The organism is Clostridium sp. chh4-2, from assembly GCF_002899675.1.
Lineage (GTDB): Bacteria > Bacillota > Clostridia > Lachnospirales > Lachnospiraceae > CHH4-2.
In genome coordinates, this window is the sequence record NZ_PKUU01000012.1 from 79,572 (window position 1) to 95,914 (window position 16,343).

Below are 16,343 nucleotides of genomic sequence, written 5' to 3' on the forward strand. Positions count from 1 at the left end.
AGGGAGACGGATGATGGAACAGCAGGAGAAAAAATGTATTCTGCAGGTGAAAAACCTGCATGTGCACTATATCACCGACGAAGAGGAAGTATATGCGGTCAATGGAATCAGCTTTGACTTAAATGAGGGCGACAGCATCGGCCTGGTAGGCGAGACCGGAGCGGGAAAAACAACCACGGCCATGGCGATCATGCAGCTTGTGCCGGACCCGCCGGGTGTGATTACCGAAGGCGAGATCTATTTCAAAGGCAAAAACCTGATTACCAATTCGGATAAAGAGAATGAAAAGATAAGAGGAAACGGTATTTCCATGATCTTCCAGGACCCTATGACGGCGCTGAATCCAACCATGACGGTGGGAGAGCAGCTGATCGAGGTTTTAAGAAGACATAATAAGATCAGCAAGGAAGAGGCGAAAAAACGCTGTATCGAGATGCTGGAGCTGGTAGGGGTGAAGGCGGAGCGGTTTAACGATTATCCTCATCAGTTTTCAGGAGGAATGAAGCAGAGGGTGGTAATCACCATGGCTCTTCTGTGCAATCCGGACCTGCTGATAGCGGATGAGCCGACCACGGCCCTGGACGTTACCATTCAGGCTCAGGTGCTGGATATTATGATGAACTTAAAAGATAAGTTCCAGATGGGACTTGTGATGATAACCCATGATTTAGGCGTGGTGGCGGAAACCTGTGACAAGGTGGCGGTTGTCTATGCCGGTGAAATCGTTGAGACAGGCACGGTGGAAGAGGTTTACTTAAATCCCAGACATCCATATACCTGCGGCCTGTTCGATTCCATACCAAAACTGGATGAAGACAGCACCAAGCTGGTTCCCATTGAAGGAATGACGCCCAACATGGCGGAGCCGCCAACAGGCTGCTACTTCCATCCCAGATGTAAATACTGCCAGGAAATCTGTAAAACAAAATCTCCGGAAATGACGGAAGGAAGCCACAGATACAAATGTTTCTTCCCGTTAGGAAACGGCGATGATGAGAAAGGGGCGTGAAGCCATGAACACAATGCTGGAGGTAATCGGACTTAAAAAATATTTTCAGGTAGCCAATGGCGGACAGCTTCATGCGGTGGACAATGTAAGCTTTAAAATTGAAAAAGGGGAGACCCTGGGAATCGTAGGAGAATCCGGCTGCGGAAAAAGTACGCTGGGACGTTCCATATTAAGGCTTCATGAGCCGACGGCCGGCAAGGTGATCTTCAACGATATGGATATCGTGTCTTTTGATAAAGAAGAGATGCGCCAGATGAGAAAAGAGATGCAGATCATTTTCCAGGACCCTTATGCGTCGCTGAATCCAAGATACACCATATCACAGATCATTGAGGAACCTTTAAAGCTGCACAATCTCTATGGAAATGCCGCAAAACGGCGGGAACGGGTGGAGGAACTGATGGAACTGACCGGACTGTCCCGGCGCATGTACAACATGTATCCTCATGAATTTGACGGCGGAAGGCGTCAGAGGGTGGTTATCGCCAGAGCTCTTTCCGTAAACCCTAAGTTTATTGTCTGCGACGAGCCGGTGAGCGCATTGGACGTATCCGTACAGGCGCAGATCATCAACCTGATGATGGAATTACAGGAGAGACTGGGGCTGACTTACATATTCATTTCCCATGATATGTCGGTAATCAAACACATTTCCACCAATATCGGCGTTATGTATCTGGGACAGATGATCGAAAAAGCGCCTAAAAATGAGGTGTTTAAAAATCCGCTTCATCCATATACCATCGCACTTCTTTCCGCCATACCGTCTGTAAACGTGAAGGTGAAGAAGGAGAAAATCATATTAAAAGGTGAAATCGGATCGCCGGTAAATCCAAAACCGGGCTGCCGTTTCGCTCCCAGGTGTCCATTTGCAACCGAGCGCTGCTTAATTGACAACCCGGTGTTTGAAGAGGTGAAGCCGGATCATTTTGTGGCCTGCCACAGAACAAAGGAAATGATGGAAGGCAAATTAAGGTTTTAATCGGTAATGCCGATAAAATAAATCCAAGGAGGAATATAATCTATGAAAAAAAGAAAACTGGTGTCCTTATTATTATGTGGTGCCATGGCGGTATCCATGACCGGATGTAATGTGCAGACGAAGAGCGATACCACAAAAGCTGCGGCGGAAAGCCAGACAGCTGCAAACCAGGAAGCGGACCCCAACGCAGGCGTTGAGATCGGTGAAGTGAAATTAAGGCTTCTGTATCAGTCCAGCAATGAAAATGTGGCAAATGTTATCCGTGACGAACTGACGAAAGCGGGAATGACAGTGGAGATGAACGCCGCATCTGACGGAGCAACTTTTAAGGAGCAGGAGAAAAACGGCAACTTTGATATCGCACTGACCGGCTGGGCTAACCCTATCGGAACACCTGACTACGGCTGCCGCGGAATCTGGCTGAGCACAGGCGACAGCAATGTTACGGGCATCAATGACCCTGCTTTAGACGAACTGGTTATTCAGGCGTCAGGTGAAACAGAGGACAAATACATAGAAACTTATGGAAAAGCAGAAAAACTGGCAATCGAAGAGCAGTGCTATATGACTCCTTTATACCAGAACCTGAATGCCCGCGCTTTCAGCAATGTACTGAATCCGGACAGCATTGTAAATAACCAGAGATGGGAAGATATCGATTATGCCGATACTACCCAGCGCGATACCAGAACACTCGTAATCACACAGACCGGTTCCAGCATCACCACATGGGATCCGATCAGAGCGGACGACCAGAGTTCAGGATATACCTTAGATGAACTCTATATCCATCTGGTAACCCTGGCTCCTGACTGGAGCGTTACAACAGACAGTTCTCTGTCCTATAATTATGCGATTTCAGAAGATAATAAGTCTTACTACTTTGTACTCAGAGATGACTGTGGATTTGCAAGAGTTGATAAAGACGGCAACGTATATGATTCAGGCGTTAAAGTAGCCGGTGAGGACGTAGTTTATTCTTTAAACAGAGCAAAAGACAAAAATTCCATTCCAATGCACCAGACTTACAGTATGTATGAAAACCTGGATACCGTTGAACTGGTAACTGATTTAAGCGAACTTGAAAGCATAAAAACAGCTGACGGAAAAACAGTGAAGGAAATCCTGGAAAATGGTATTACACCGATAAGCAATGTTGTAGCAGGAAGAGATGAAGTGGACAATGAAGCAGGAAATTACCAGGTTGTACGCTGCAACACTTCCGTACCGTTCCCACAGATCTTAAACTGCCTGACCTTCCATGGAGCAGGTATTGTGGACAGCGAATGGGTAGAAAACATGAACAAGGATGTGGATATTGCAAATTATGATGCGACTAAAGACCGTCTGTACGGCGATTCCGTTACCACAGTAGAAGGCGCCAGCTATGACAACCAGTTATCCGTAAGCGGAAACTATGTGCTCACATCCATGAACGACTATCAGATGAACTTTGTTGCAAACCCGGCAATCCGCACAAAAGATCCGGAATGCACTTTAATCAAAACACTTACAAACAAATTTATCGCAGATCAGGAGACAGCCCTTTCCGCACTTAGAAGCGGTGATGTGGACTATTGCTACAATATTCCTCAGACAAAATACGATGTTGCAGAATCCGATCCGAATTTAAGCCTGAAGAAATTCTCCGGTATCCGCGTGTTCATGTTAGCGTTCAATATGCATGGAAATTCCATCGTATCTGATTCCGCAGATTTAAGAAAAGCAGTTGCATCTGCGATTAATTTTGAAGACATCAAAGCAGTTTTAGGTGGCAATGCCCTTGAATGCTACAGCCCGCTTGCAACCTGTCTTGATCCGGGCAACAAACTGCCTTATCAGCCAGGCGATACGGAGAAATATTTAAGAGCTTATTTTGCAAATAAAAAATAAAAGGTAAGGGAATCATGGATAAACAGGAACTGATGAAACAGGTAGAGCAATACATAAACCAGAACCGGGATGCGATTGTTGAAGATTTAAAGACGCTGGTGCGGATTCCCAGCATCAGCGTCGACGGAGATGAAGAAAAGCCTTTTGGAGAGGAATGCGCCAGAGCATTGGATCAGGCGCTTTCCATGGCAAAAGAGCGGGGCTTCTACGTCAACAATCATGATTACTGGTATGGTACGGCCCTTTACGGATGTGAGAAGAATGACAATGGCCTGATCGGCATATTCTCTCATCTGGACGTGGTGGAAGTAGGGGACAACTGGATCTATGAGCCCTTTGAGCCCATAGAGAAAGAGGGATTCCTGATTGGCCGCGGAGCCGGAGACAATAAAAGCGGCGCAGTCGTCGGGATGTATGCTATGCAGGCAGTAAAAGAACTGAATATTCCGCTGAGAAGCAATCTGATGCTGTACTTCGGATGCAATGAAGAAAAAGGAATGAAGGATATCGAACGGTTCGCCAAAGAACATCTGATGCCTGATTATTCCATGGTTCCGGACCTGTTTTTTCCGGTGTGCTACGGAGAAAAAGGTAATCTGAAACTGTCTCTGCAGGCGAAAAACGGATTCGTTCAAATCGCAGATTTTTCCGGCGGCAAGGCGGAGAACATGATACCGGAAAAGGCAGAGGCCAGAATCTGCCGCTGCCCCCGGTTCTATGAACAGGCGGTTAAAGCCGCCGGTTCAAGAGCAGATATTGCAGTCGAGGAAGCAGATGATATGATTATCGTTACGGCGCATGGAACCGGAGGCCACAGTTCCATGCCGGACGGAACCATTAACGCCATATGGGTGTTAGCGGATTTCTTAAAAGATCTGGAGGCTTTAGATCCGTCCGACCGGGATATCTGTGCCAGCATTGCAGAATTTACAGGTGATTATGAAGGAAAAAAACTGGGAATTGACTGGAGTGACAAACCTTCCGGAAAATTAGTCTGTGCGGCGGTAAAGGCCAAAATGGACGGTACATTGCCGGAGATTTTATTCAATATCCGCTATCCTGTTACGGATTACCGGGAAAGAATTGAAACAGAACTTTTGAAGGTGATTACGGACAAAGGCTTTGTCGTTAAGGATATCACCAATAACGGTCCTCTGTATCTGGCAAAAGACGATCCCTATGTGCAGACCTTGATGAAGGTTTATCATGAGGTAACGGGACTTGACAGAGAGGCTTACGTAATCGACGGCGGAACTTATGCGAGAAAATTAAAACGCGCGGTCGGGTACGGCGGAGGAAACGGAACGCATGCCGATTTCCTTCCCCCGGGCCACGGCGCAGTCCATCAGCCGGATGAAGCCAGAAATATTCAGGGTATTTTAGATGCTATAAAGATCTATGTGATGTCCATTCTGGCCATTGACGAGATGATTCAGGCGGAACGGGATGAAAATTCAGGAGAGCAAATCAGATGATGAAACAAGTAAAACCTATAACAAAGGAGCTGCTAAAGCGGTGTGCCGACGAATTTGAGAATAATTCAGCCAATCGGGCGCTGGCTTGTGCGGCGTCTAAATCGGAGCTGTCGGATATCTCTTTTTGCGATACGGCGGCCCGGAAACTGGATATGACATTTTCCATCGACCTGTGCGATTCCAAGGTTACCTGGCAGAAGGCCAGCGGACGGTGCTGGATCTTTGCGGCGCTGAACATCCTTCGGGAAGTGGCCGCTAAGAACTGCAACATGGACCGGATTGAGCTGTCGGAAAATTATATTGCCTTTTGGGATAAATTTGAGAAAATCAATTATTTCCTGGAATCCGTGATAGACAGCGCAGACCTTCCCGTCGGAGACCGGACTCTGGATTGGATTCTCCAGGGAATCAGCGATGGCGGCCAGTGGGATATGATCGTATCCATCATTAAAAAATACGGCGTGGTGCCTCTTTCTGCCATGCCGGAAACCTATCAGTCATCCAACACCAGGGTGATGAGCCGGATGATCAACAGGAAACTGAGAGAATACGCCATCGAACTGCGTTCCATAGTTTCCCAGGGTAAAGAGCCGTGGGAGCGGAAGGAAGAGATGCTTACAGAAATGTACCGGGCTCTGTGCATCTGCTTTGGAAAACCGGCGGATACCTTCGATTTTGAGTACAGAGACAGGGATAAAAACTATTTTGAGGACAGAAACCTGACTCCGGAGACATTTTACAAGAAATACATCGGGGTGGATTTAGCCGATTACGTCAGCATTATCAATTCCCCTACAACGGATAAACCATATGGAAAAGCCTATACGGTAAAATATCTTGGCAATGTAGTGGAAGATTCCGTCCGCCACATCAACGTTCCGATGGACGATTTGAAGGCAATGGTTGTAAACCAGTTAAAAGACGGAGAACCGGTATGGTTTGGAAGCGACTGTTCCAAATTCGGAGACCGGAAGCTTGGTATCTGGGATCAGGATTCTTTCCTCTACGGCGAGATGTTAGGAGGGCTTACCTTTGGCCTGAGCAAGGAAGAGAGCCTGGATTACAGAGACAGCGCCATGAATCACGCTATGGTAATCGCAGGTGTGAATTTCGATGAAAACGGTTTGCCGAACCGGTGGAAAATAGAAAACAGCTGGGGCGAGGAAGCCGGACAAAAAGGATATTTCGTAATGAGCGCCAAGTGGTTTGATGAGTTTACCTATCAGGCGGTGGTACATAAAAAATATCTGCCTGAGGATTTGCAGACGGCTCTTTCGGAAGAACCTAAAGAACTGGAGCCATGGGACCCCATGGGGTCTTTGGCGGGGGAGTGAAAAGCTTTGTTTTAGTATAAAAGAAACGCTGGAAAGAAGGGGGAACCTGGGCGGGCGGCGGAAATGATATGGGATAGGGGATCGAGTTTCAACCCTAAGAGGTACTAGGCCGCCAGAAACGGAAAAAGGCAGCGCGGCGCCATTCACGATGAACTCTTTATGACTTCATCGTTCAGTGGCGCCTCAAATACTGATTCGGAATTCAGTATTTGTCTGCCTTTTTCCGTTCCTGTCGGCCAAGTACCTCTAAGGGTCTGCACACGATCCCCGATCCCATATCATTTCCGCCGCCCACCCAGGTTCCCCCTTCTTTCCAGCTGGTGCTTGGCTAGCTGAGGAAAAAAAGATTTACATTAAGGGTGAAGGCATTTTCGAAAAAGCCTTGAGGATTTAATGTAAAGGGTGAAGGCATTTTGCGAAAAGCCTTGACGTTTTAAGTAAAAACCTGAAGGCATTTCTGAAAATCCCTTCACGATCTATTTAAATTTGTAATGGAAAGTTTAAGTAAATGAGTGTAAAATGGAGGGAAACGTATGAAGATACAGCTGCATCCGCATTATAAAGTATTTGAATCGGCGGATATGAAAAAAGCCCAGGAACTTTTGAGGGTTTTTCATAAGCCGGAAGGGCTTTCGATTGAGGATCGGACGGTTCCTGGAATTAACGGAGCTCCGGATATTGAGATACGTATATTCAAGCCGGATCATGAACCGGAGGAAGAGCCTTTGCCTATGATTATGGATATTCATGGCGGCGGTTTTACCAGCGGGGATTATGATATGGACAGCAATCGGATTGCATATCTGGCGATGAATATACCTGCTTTAGTGGTGGCGCTGAATTACAGGCTGGCACCTGAGCACATCTTTCCGGCGGCTCTTGACGACTGCCGGGCGGTATGGCAGTGGATGTATGACCATGCAGAAAAGATGGGAGGAGACAGGGAGCGGATGGGGCTTTTTGGCACCAGCGCGGGAGGAAACCTGTGCGCGGGTCTGGCATTTTATATCCGTGACCATGACGGCCCTAAGATATCCTTTAATGCAATGAATGTTCCAGCCATAGGATTTGGCCCCACTTTATCGGCAGAGCAGATGCGGTATGGGGCTCCGGTGCTTTGCGGGGATAATCTGTCCTCCGCCTTTGTGGAATATGTGGGAGGCTTTAATGGTCAGATTCCTTCTTATTATGCCATCCCCAACTTAGCAATCGACTATTCCAACCTGCCTCCGTCACTGATTATTGTAGCTGAATACGATCCGCTGAGGGACGAAGGGCTAAAATACGCCCGCAGCCTGATGAAGGATGCAGTGCCGGTGGAATTGTATATGATGCCCAGAGTAGGCCATGGATTTGATGCGGTAAACGATGCGCCAATGACCCGGTGGATCAGGGACGGTCTGGTCCTTTCCTTCCAAAGAGAATTTGGTATGCTGTAATGGATGATTATAAAAAATGAATGACGGTAAAAGGTAAAAAGGAGTAAAAATGGAAAGAGCGACAATTGAAGAAGTGATGGGACTGATGCTGCAGGAAATTCCTCATGGGATCGAGGAAGAAGTCTCTCTGTTAGACGCCCTTGGCTGTGAGCTGGCAGAAGATCTTTTGTCGCCCATGGACCAGCCTCCATTTCCCAGGTCTCCGTTAGACGGTTATGCGGTCAGGTCGGAAGATATAAAAGGGGCTTCTAAGGAGTGCCCGGTAATTTTAAATGTAATAAATGAAGTTATGGCCGGCAGTTATACAGACGCCGTTATAAAAGAAAAAACAGCGGTTAGAATCATGACAGGAGCGCCCATCCCATCCGGTGCGGACTGCATCGTCCGCCAGGAAGACACGGATTATGGAGAAGAACAGGTGAAAGTCTTTGTGGAACACCATGCCTATGAAAATTACTGTTTTCAGGGCGAGGATTTTAAGCAGGGAGACTGCCTTGCAGAGCGGGGAACCGCGATGGACTCCATCGCCATAGGAATTGCGGCCAGCATGGGAAGGGAGCGGGTTCTTGTATACAGAAAACCGAGAGTGGCCGTATTTGCCACAGGAGATGAACTGGTGGAGCCGGGAAATCCCCTTGTGCCTGGAAAGATCTATAATTCCAACCTCTATGTGCTGGTGTCCCGGCTGATGGAGCTGGGTATCCGGCCGGTTATGATGCAGGCGGTGGGCGATGACGAAGAAGTCATGGGAAAAATGATTCAGGCAGCCGCAGCTGAGGCGGATCTGATCATTACCACAGGCGGCGTTTCAGTGGGCAAAAAAGATATCATGCATGGGGCCTTAAATGGAATCGGCGCACGCAGACTGTTCTGGGGAATCCGCATGAAGCCGGGAATGCCCACCCTGTGTTCTGTTTACGATGATACGCTGATTATCAGCCTGTCAGGAAATCCCTTCGGCGCTGTAGTGAATATGGAAGTGCTGGTGAGGCCTGTACTGGCGAAGCTGAGCCATCAGGATGCATTGATACCAAAAGTGGAAGAGGGGATCATGGCAGATTCCTTTTTAAAGGAAAGCAGGGTGAGAAGAATGGTCCGCGGAGTGATTGACGGCGGGAAAGTGACCCTGCCTAAGGGACTTCATTCCTCAGGCGTTTTAGGGTCTATGATGAGATGTAACTGTCTGATCGACATTCCGGCCGGAACGAAGAAACTGGTTCCCGGGGACAAGGTGTCGGTGATTCTCTGTTAATTTCCAACGATCCTTACGCTGAACCGGTTTGGAAGGCAGACGATCATCTCTGTGCTGTTATGAATTTTACCCTGATGAATACAGACTTTATCAGGACAGGAGGCTTCCGTAACGTAAGCCTCCTTATTTTTTATGACCAGATGGTTGGTACCTCCGTTATAGCCTTCTATGGTCAGTTCCTGATCCACATTTAAATCCAGGGTTTCCACCACCTTACCGTCCACGCTCACTTCCGCATAGACAGCCGGTTTTAGTTTAAGTATATAGCTTCCGGCGCTGAATACGGCGGCGGCGGCCAGGATCACTCCAATTAGAATTAAATCTCTTTTTTTCTTTTTATCCATTTTCGAGTCCTCAATCTGATTGTGCAGTTTATTTTCTCTTTATCCATGGTATTATATCATAAAGAAAAACGTATACCAAGGTGGTATTTGCTTGAAGTTTTGGCAAAAACGGCGTATTGTTACGATTCAAAGCCCCGGTGGTCTCTGCCGTCCGTTCCGGTTTTGGCAGTTTTCAGGAACTTTCCAGTTCCGGTTTCGGACATAAGCGCTTCTAAACGTGCAGGATTTTTCTAAAAACCAAGGGAAATGTCCAAACTCGCTAACACTCAGACAGGTGGACATTTCCCTTGAACGAAAAATTCTGCGCGTTTAGAATTGCTAATGCCCTGCAAAGTCACAGGAAAGTTCCTGAAAACTGCCAAAACCGGAACGGACGTCAAAGACCACCGGAACTTTGAATCGTAACTGCGTATGACTGGTATACTGCCAGTTAATCTTTTTAAATACACAAAAAAGAGTATAGAAAAAGGAGGGGAAAATATGAAGATTTTAATCGCGGAAGACGAGCCGGATATGCAGCGGATTATCCGTCTCTACCTGCAAAAGGAAGGATATGAGGTATCTGTTGCGGACAATGGAACCGCTGCGCTTAAAATGGCCTGCGAAGGAGGGTATGACCTGCTGATTGCGGACTGGATGATGCCGGGGATGAGCGGAATACAGCTTTGCAAAGAGATTCGATCCTGTTCCCTGCCGTTAAAAATCATTATGCTGACCGCAAAAAGTGAGACGGAAGATGAGATAACGGGGCTCAGCTGCGGGGCGGACGATTACATCCGAAAGCCGTTTGAACCCAGAATTCTGTTATTGAGGATTAAAAAAATGTTTCAGATGGAAGAGATTCTGAGGTGCGGGGACATCGTTTTAAACGGCAGAACCCAGACCGTATTTGTGGGAAAAGAGGAAATCCGCCTGACCCAGAAGGAATATCTGCTGCTGGAAGTATTTATGAGAAACCAGGGGATTGTGCTGCAGAGAGAGGTGCTCCTTAACCGGGTATGGGGAGAAGAATACGATGGGGATGAGAGGACTTTGGATACCCATATCAGACGGCTGAGAGGGAAGATTGGTAGAGAATACATTACCACTTATGTGGGAATGGGATATAGGATGGATGAACCGGATGAGCAGATTAACCCGTAAATTTATTATCAGCCTGTCATTTGTATTTGCCGCAGTGGTTTTACTGTCCTTATTTTTGAATGAGAATTTTATCCAGCGTTATTTTCTCTATCAGGAAAAACAGGAGATGAGGCGCATCTGCGGGCTGCTGGAGGACTATGACGGGCCTGTGGATGAGGCGGCCGCTGAGTTGGAAAGCTCGGAAGATGTGGTAATCGCCTGGGTTCAGAATACAGAGGACAATGAGCTGTTAAATGAAAGACTGAGGGAATCATTTCGCAATAAAGGAATCAGCTTGAAAAAATACTGGCTTTGGGATCAGGATCAGCAGGATGCCATGACGGACGGGCGGAAGATGAGAATCTATAACCAGGAAGGGCTTCATTACAGCCTGTTGGTCGTATATATGCCGGTGGATTCTTATTTTGTGGCCGTTTCCAAGATCATTCCTTCCATTGACAGGACCATGTCTTTGATTAACCAGGTGACCGTCGCCGTATTTGCGGGAGCTCTTGTTATCATGTTCCTGCTGATCTCCGTACTGGTGCAAAAAATTATATCCCCTCTCAGGACAATCGGGCAAGCCGCCGAATCTATATCGGCCCTGGACTATAAAACCGTGGAAATCCACAGCGGAGACGAACTGGAGGACCTGGCCGGAGCTATCAACCATATGAGCATGAAATTAAAAGAGGCCCACGAATCGCTGGAACTTAAAAATGAACAGATGAAAGAGCTGTTAGCCAACGTTTCCCATGATTTAAAGACGCCTGTGGCCCTGATAAAAGCATATGCCGGCGGAATCAAGGACGGCTTGGACGACGGAACCTTTTTGGATACCATCATCCTGCAGAATAACCGTATGGAAAAGATGATAGAGCGGCTTATAGATTTGGCGAAAATGCAGAGGCAGCAGGCGGTTAAAAAGCCGGTGGATATCAGCCGGAGCCTGGTGGAGCTGATACGGGATTACCGCCTTCAGGAGGAATGCAGCCGGGTCAGGTTCGGGTGCGAAGCGGAAGAAGGCCTGACGGTTATGGGCGATGAGGAGGCGGTTGTCATGATTTTGTCAAATCTGCTGTCCAATGCGGTGAAATACACGGCGGACAAACAGGTTTTTGTAAGTCTGCATAAGACGGAGAGCTGTGTGATTCTGCGTGTGGAAAACAGGATAAATGATCCCCGGCAGATCGATTTGCAGCAGATATGGGAACCTTTTGTTGTTGCGGAAAAATCCAGGAATAAGGCGGTGTCCGGCACGGGCCTTGGCCTGGCGATTGTGAAAGCGGCTGCAGTGCAGAATGGATTCCGATGCGGATGCGGGCTGGAAAATGACCGCATTATATTTACGGTTGAATTTCCGTGACAGTTCGGTTAATCCTGATTTCATTTTATTTTTGTCATCTTGACGATGTCAAACGGATGTAACATGCCTGTTTTATGATGTGGAATGTAAACAGAAAAAACAGGAGGTTCAAAATGAAAAATTACAGAAAACCGATAAAATGTTCCTGCGTCTGTCTCCTTTCCATGGCTTTGCTGGCCGGATGCGTCCCGGGTGCACAGACCGGAGAAACGCCCGGGATGCGGCCGGAAACGGATTCTTTGGAAATCCCCGCATCATCCATATCCTATGAAGCAAATCCGGCGGATTTTTCCCTGACCATCAGTGACGGAACGGTTTCGGTTCCGGCATCCCTTCCGGGAAAGGAATACAGGACCGCCAATTTTGTGCAGGACGGAGAATCGATGAGCTGGGAATATCCGGATGAAAATATTTCCGTATCCATTAAACCGGAACTGGATTATCTGCATGTTACCATCGTTTCGGAAAAACCGGAGGATCATCAGTTCCAATGGCCTTATATAGCAGGAGACGCCTATTATCTGCCTTTTGGGGAAGGAAAACGGATTCCGGCGGATGATCCCGTATGGAACAATTATTTAAAAGGAAATGAATTTTCCGTGTTAGAACAGCTTTCCATGCCCTTTTGGGCGGCGGTTAACGGAGATTATGCCGTTTTATATATCATGGAAAATCCGTTTTGGAGCAGCTTAGTATTTTCAGAGGAAGACCGGGTGCAGTTCAGTCTGATCCATGAATATCCGGAGATAGACCCGGAAAAAGAGAGCAGTTTCCGTATCTATCTGACGGACAACAGCCCTGTTTCAGCGGCAAAGATTTACCGCCGGTATGTAAAGGAACAGGGGCGGTTTATGACGTTGGAGGAAAAAGCGGAGAAGAATCCCAATATCAGAAAGCTGTACGGCGCGCCGCAAATCTATCTGTGGGGAGAGAACCTGATCGCTCCCGAAGATATTAATTGGCCTGCATTTCGCAGGGCGTTGGATTCTGAGGTGTTAAAGCGGGTGACAAGTCTGGCGGCAGAAACCGAGAATGGGAAAGAGGCGCTGAAAGCATTTGGGGACATAGCCAATCAGGATTATGTGGGCCAGTATCAGAAGAATATAATATGCCGGTATTTGAGTGAAATCCTGAAATCAGCGAAGTTTTATGACCCGGAGGTTTTCACCTCCCAGGACGAAACCATGAAAGGCCTTTTAAATAAAGGAATCGATGCGCTTGACGAGTCCGGTTTGATTCAGCTGAACAAACACGCGCTGGCGTCCGGCCTTCCTGATGTATTCCGCCCGGCAGAGACGTGGATGGACAGCCAGACCACCGGCCTGATTGACGAGATGAAAGCGTCCGGCATTGACCGGGCGTGGATCGGCCTTAACAGCTGGGAACAGGCATATGCGAAACCGGAACTGGTGGAGCGGGCCGTGGAGAACGGGTATTTAACCGGACCCTACGATTCCTATCATTCCATTCACAAACCGGGAGAGGAGCAGTGGATTACAGCGTCATTTAAAGATCATTCTTTATATGAAAATGCCACCGTCCTTTTAAAAAACGGAGAAAAAGCGTCCGGTTTTCAAAATGTAGGACGTAAGCTGAATCCCACTTTATCCCTGCCTTCCGTAAAACAGAGGGTTGGTGAGATCATGTCGTCTCAAATTCCCTTTAACTCCTGGTTTATTGACTGTGACGCTACCGGAGAAATCTATGATGATTACACGCCGGAACACGTTACCACACAGCAGGAGGATTTATCCGCCCGTTTAGAGCGCATGGCCTATATCCGGGATCAGTACGGCATGGTGGTGGGTTCGGAAGGGGGTAATGATTTTTCCGCTGCCGATATCGCGTTCGCTCATGGGATCGAATTAAAATCTTTTGCCTGGATGGACGAAGATATGAAGAGCAGGAAGGACAGCCCGTATTATATTGGAAAGTATTACAATCCGTCCGGCGGGGTGGCGGAACATTTTTCCAAACGGATTCCTGTAAAGGAAGAGTATCGGTCTATTTTCATCGATCCCGTATATGACCTTCCGCTTTTTAAGCTGGTCTATAATGATTCCGTTATAACCGGTTACCATTGGGACTGGTCTACCTTTAAAATTATCGGTTCCGTAAAGGACCGAATGCTGAGAGAAGTATTGTATAACGTTCCGCCTCTCTATCATCTGGACGGGGAAGAGTGGCAGGAGTATAAAAATGAGATTGTGAGCCATACGAAGGTCTGGTCCGAGTTTGGCAGGCAGGCGGTGACCCGTGAAATGACAGATTTCCGGTATCTTCAGGAAGACGGTTCTGTCCAGATGACCCAATACGGCGCAGGCCTTCGGGCGGTTGCCAATTTTGGCAGCGACGAATATTCTTATGAAGGAGTTAACATTCCCGCCCATTCACTGCTGATGGAAATGAACGGGGAAGTTTCACTCTATACTCCTGAAATAGGTCAGGCCCATCAATAAATAAATGCAAGAGAATGCCAAAGCGAAAGGGCTGCCGTCAATGGCAGCCCTCTGTCTTGTGCATTAGTTTAAAATATCGTAATTGTTCAGTACCCTCACAATTACGAGCAAAAATCCATACGAAATCGCCTGCGGCGATAGGATTTTTGCCTGCTTTTCCAAGTTTTATTACGGTCAGCGCAGTAAATGCGCTGACCTACTGAACAGTTACAAAATATCATAAGTAATTTCCTCATCGCGTACAAAATCGGGATGAATAATACGCGCATAGTGTGCGCCCTGTTCTTTCTTTGCCACAAGGTCATTCATGCAGCGCTCCGTCCATTCAAACGATCTGCGGACGAATTTTTCTTCATCCAATTCAGTGAATTCCCCATCTCTGCGGAGCAGCTTCCCGTCGACCATCGTCTCGCTGGTGGTGGTACCCGCACAGTTTCTCAGGAACAGGAAATAGAGCAGATCCGGTTTTACCCGGGTGAGGGCGGTGCACATCGGAAGCAGATGGGACGCTTTTTTCAAATCAATGGTTATGATGTCGGCCCGTTTTCCCGCCTCAAGAGTGCCAATCTGATGATCCAGTCCATAAGCCTTGGCGCTTCCCAGCGTGGCCGCGTAAAACGGCTTATGATACGGAAATTCCCGTTCCTCTCTTGGCATGATCTTATGAAGAATCTGCATCAGCTTCATGGCGGACATAACATCCAGGGAACCGTAATCGCTGCCCAGACCGACGTTGACGCCCATTTTCAGCATATAGGGCACGTAGGCGCAGTTGCCGCAATTGGAACCGTTGATATCAGGATTGTGGATGACGGAAGCGCCTGCCTTCGCAATTTGCTCAATCTCATGTTCCCTTAGCATGGAACCATGGAACAGAACGCTTTTGCTGGTAATCAGGCCTTTTCTCATGTAGTGGGCGAAGGCTCCGCCCTCCTCCTTCCACAGTTCATCCGCCCGGTCAACCGCATTTTTGAATTCCCAGAAATGGGTGACAAACCGGGTATTGTACTGCTCCGACAGTTCCATAGCCCCGTCCATCAGCCGTTCCAAGCAGTCCCATAAATCATGAATATGAACGGCCACTGTCATACGGCGGTCAGGATTGTGATAATGTTCGATGCATTCCCTGGTTTTTTCCAGATACTGCTTCCAGTTAAGATTGTCGGAATCCAGCCGGAACGAGGATGCCATCTGGGGAGCTAGGATTCCGCGGATTCCGCTGTCCTCCATGGCTTCATAGGCGGTGTCGGGCAGAATCGTACTGTTTTCCACCGTTGTGGTCCCGTGCTTTAACGCATTAATGGCAGAGGTCATGGAGATGTCATACAGGCTTTCACGTGTGAGCCAGCCGTAAGGGTCATGAATCGTGGTCAGCATATGCTCGGAAATGTGTCCGTAGTCATAGGGAAATGCCCTGGAAATGTTCATGTGGGTATTGCATAAATGGTTATGTCCGTCCACCAGGCCCGGCATTACAATTTTGTCGCAGCAGTCGATTACCGTGTATGGAGCTTTACCCGGGTGCTGTGCGCGGTATTCGTCCTCCGTTCCTACAAAAAGGATTTTGTTGTCCTCCACTGCAACGGATAATCCGCTTTTAATACCGTCTGGCTCCGGCTTTACAAATATGAATTTACAGTTTTTAAATAATGTGATTCCCATATTTTT

Annotated in this window: 12 protein-coding genes; 10 read left to right on the forward strand and 2 right to left on the reverse strand. The window is 47.7% G+C overall.

What is annotated here, in order from left to right; genetic code table 11:
- Positions 1-10 precede the first annotated feature (10 nt).
- The 7 genes from C0033_RS13965 (at position 11) to glp (ending at position 9,384) form a co-directional block, all read left to right on the forward strand.
- The gene (locus C0033_RS13965; protein ID WP_103228493.1) at positions 11-1,009 is read left to right on the forward strand and encodes an ABC transporter ATP-binding protein; all 999 of its coding nucleotides are present in this window, start codon (positions 11-13) and stop codon (positions 1,007-1,009) included.
- A 4-nt stretch (positions 1,010-1,013) separates the two neighbouring features.
- Positions 1,014-1,991 carry an oligopeptide/dipeptide ABC transporter ATP-binding protein gene (locus C0033_RS13970; RefSeq protein WP_147737673.1) on the forward strand — a complete coding sequence of 326 codons (978 nt, stop codon included), beginning with the start codon at positions 1,014-1,016 and terminating at the stop codon, positions 1,989-1,991.
- Between the two features lie 42 nt (positions 1,992-2,033).
- Positions 2,034-3,884, forward strand: coding sequence for an ABC transporter substrate-binding protein (locus C0033_RS13975; RefSeq protein WP_103228494.1), 1,851 nt, complete (start codon positions 2,034-2,036; stop codon positions 3,882-3,884).
- Positions 3,885-3,898: 14 nt separating this feature from the next.
- Complete coding sequence (locus C0033_RS13980) at positions 3,899-5,359, forward strand: Sapep family Mn(2+)-dependent dipeptidase (RefSeq protein WP_103228495.1); 1,461 nt, start codon at positions 3,899-3,901, stop codon at positions 5,357-5,359.
- Positions 5,356-6,693 carry a C1 family peptidase gene (locus C0033_RS13985; protein WP_242984501.1) on the forward strand — a complete coding sequence of 446 codons (1,338 nt, stop codon included), beginning with the start codon at positions 5,356-5,358 and terminating at the stop codon, positions 6,691-6,693. Before C0033_RS13980 ends, C0033_RS13985 begins: the two co-directional genes overlap by 4 nt.
- Positions 6,694-7,226: 533 nt before the next feature.
- On the forward strand, positions 7,227-8,132 hold the full coding sequence (locus tag C0033_RS13990) for an alpha/beta hydrolase (RefSeq protein ID WP_103228496.1): 906 nt from the start codon (positions 7,227-7,229) through the stop codon (positions 8,130-8,132).
- Positions 8,133-8,181: 49 nt separating this feature from the next.
- A complete protein-coding gene (gene glp, locus C0033_RS13995) occupies positions 8,182-9,384 on the forward strand; it encodes a gephyrin-like molybdotransferase Glp (RefSeq protein WP_103228497.1) in 1,203 nt (400 codons plus the stop codon).
- Here the strand turns inward: glp and C0033_RS14000 are convergent.
- Positions 9,381-9,728 (reverse strand): NusG domain II-containing protein, encoded by a 348-nt coding sequence (locus C0033_RS14000; protein WP_103228498.1) that lies wholly within the window; start codon positions 9,726-9,728, stop codon positions 9,381-9,383. The genes glp and C0033_RS14000 overlap by 4 nt on opposite strands.
- A gap of 480 nt (positions 9,729-10,208) precedes the next feature.
- On the opposite strand from C0033_RS14000, the gene C0033_RS14005 reads away from it, so the two are divergent.
- The 3 genes from C0033_RS14005 (at position 10,209) to C0033_RS14015 (ending at position 14,675) form a co-directional block, all read left to right on the forward strand.
- Positions 10,209-10,871, forward strand: a complete 663-nt coding sequence (locus C0033_RS14005) for a response regulator transcription factor (RefSeq protein WP_103228499.1) — start codon at positions 10,209-10,211, stop codon at positions 10,869-10,871.
- A complete protein-coding gene (locus C0033_RS14010; protein WP_180994738.1) occupies positions 10,852-12,216 on the forward strand; it encodes a HAMP domain-containing sensor histidine kinase in 1,365 nt (454 codons plus the stop codon). The genes C0033_RS14005 and C0033_RS14010 overlap by 20 nt, the downstream gene beginning before the upstream one ends.
- A gap of 113 nt (positions 12,217-12,329) precedes the next feature.
- Positions 12,330-14,675, forward strand: a complete 2,346-nt coding sequence (locus tag C0033_RS14015; protein WP_103228501.1) for a glycoside hydrolase — start codon at positions 12,330-12,332, stop codon at positions 14,673-14,675.
- Between the two features lie 207 nt (positions 14,676-14,882).
- On the opposite strand, the gene C0033_RS14020 is transcribed toward C0033_RS14015, so the two are convergent.
- Positions 14,883-16,337 (reverse strand): amidohydrolase family protein, encoded by a 1,455-nt coding sequence (locus C0033_RS14020; RefSeq protein ID WP_103228502.1) that lies wholly within the window; start codon positions 16,335-16,337, stop codon positions 14,883-14,885.
- Positions 16,338-16,343: the final 6 nt, after the last annotated feature.

Excerpts from the sequence above, each read along its gene's own strand:
- C0033_RS13975 (WP_103228494.1), top strand. The coding sequence starts at position 2,034 with ATGAAAAAAAGAAAACTGGTGTCCTTATTATTATGTGGTGCCATGGCG.
- C0033_RS13970 (WP_147737673.1), top strand. The coding sequence starts at position 1,014 with ATGAACACAATGCTGGAGGTAATCGGACTTAAAAAATATTTTCAGGTA.
- C0033_RS14010 (WP_180994738.1), top strand. The coding sequence starts at position 10,852 with ATGAGCAGATTAACCCGTAAATTTATTATCAGCCTGTCATTTGTATTT.
- C0033_RS14000 (WP_103228498.1), bottom strand. The coding sequence starts at position 9,728 with ATGGATAAAAAGAAAAAAAGAGATTTAATTCTAATTGGAGTGATCCTG.
- C0033_RS14005 (WP_103228499.1), top strand. The coding sequence starts at position 10,209 with ATGAAGATTTTAATCGCGGAAGACGAGCCGGATATGCAGCGGATTATC.
- C0033_RS13990 (WP_103228496.1), top strand. The coding sequence starts at position 7,227 with ATGAAGATACAGCTGCATCCGCATTATAAAGTATTTGAATCGGCGGAT.
- C0033_RS13965 (WP_103228493.1), top strand. The coding sequence starts at position 11 with ATGATGGAACAGCAGGAGAAAAAATGTATTCTGCAGGTGAAAAACCTG.
- C0033_RS13985 (WP_242984501.1), top strand. The coding sequence starts at position 5,356 with ATGATGAAACAAGTAAAACCTATAACAAAGGAGCTGCTAAAGCGGTGT.
- glp (WP_103228497.1), top strand. The coding sequence starts at position 8,182 with ATGGAAAGAGCGACAATTGAAGAAGTGATGGGACTGATGCTGCAGGAA.
- C0033_RS14020 (WP_103228502.1), bottom strand. The coding sequence starts at position 16,337 with ATGGGAATCACATTATTTAAAAACTGTAAATTCATATTTGTAAAGCCG.
- C0033_RS14015 (WP_103228501.1), top strand. The coding sequence starts at position 12,330 with ATGAAAAATTACAGAAAACCGATAAAATGTTCCTGCGTCTGTCTCCTT.
- C0033_RS13980 (WP_103228495.1), top strand. The coding sequence starts at position 3,899 with ATGGATAAACAGGAACTGATGAAACAGGTAGAGCAATACATAAACCAG.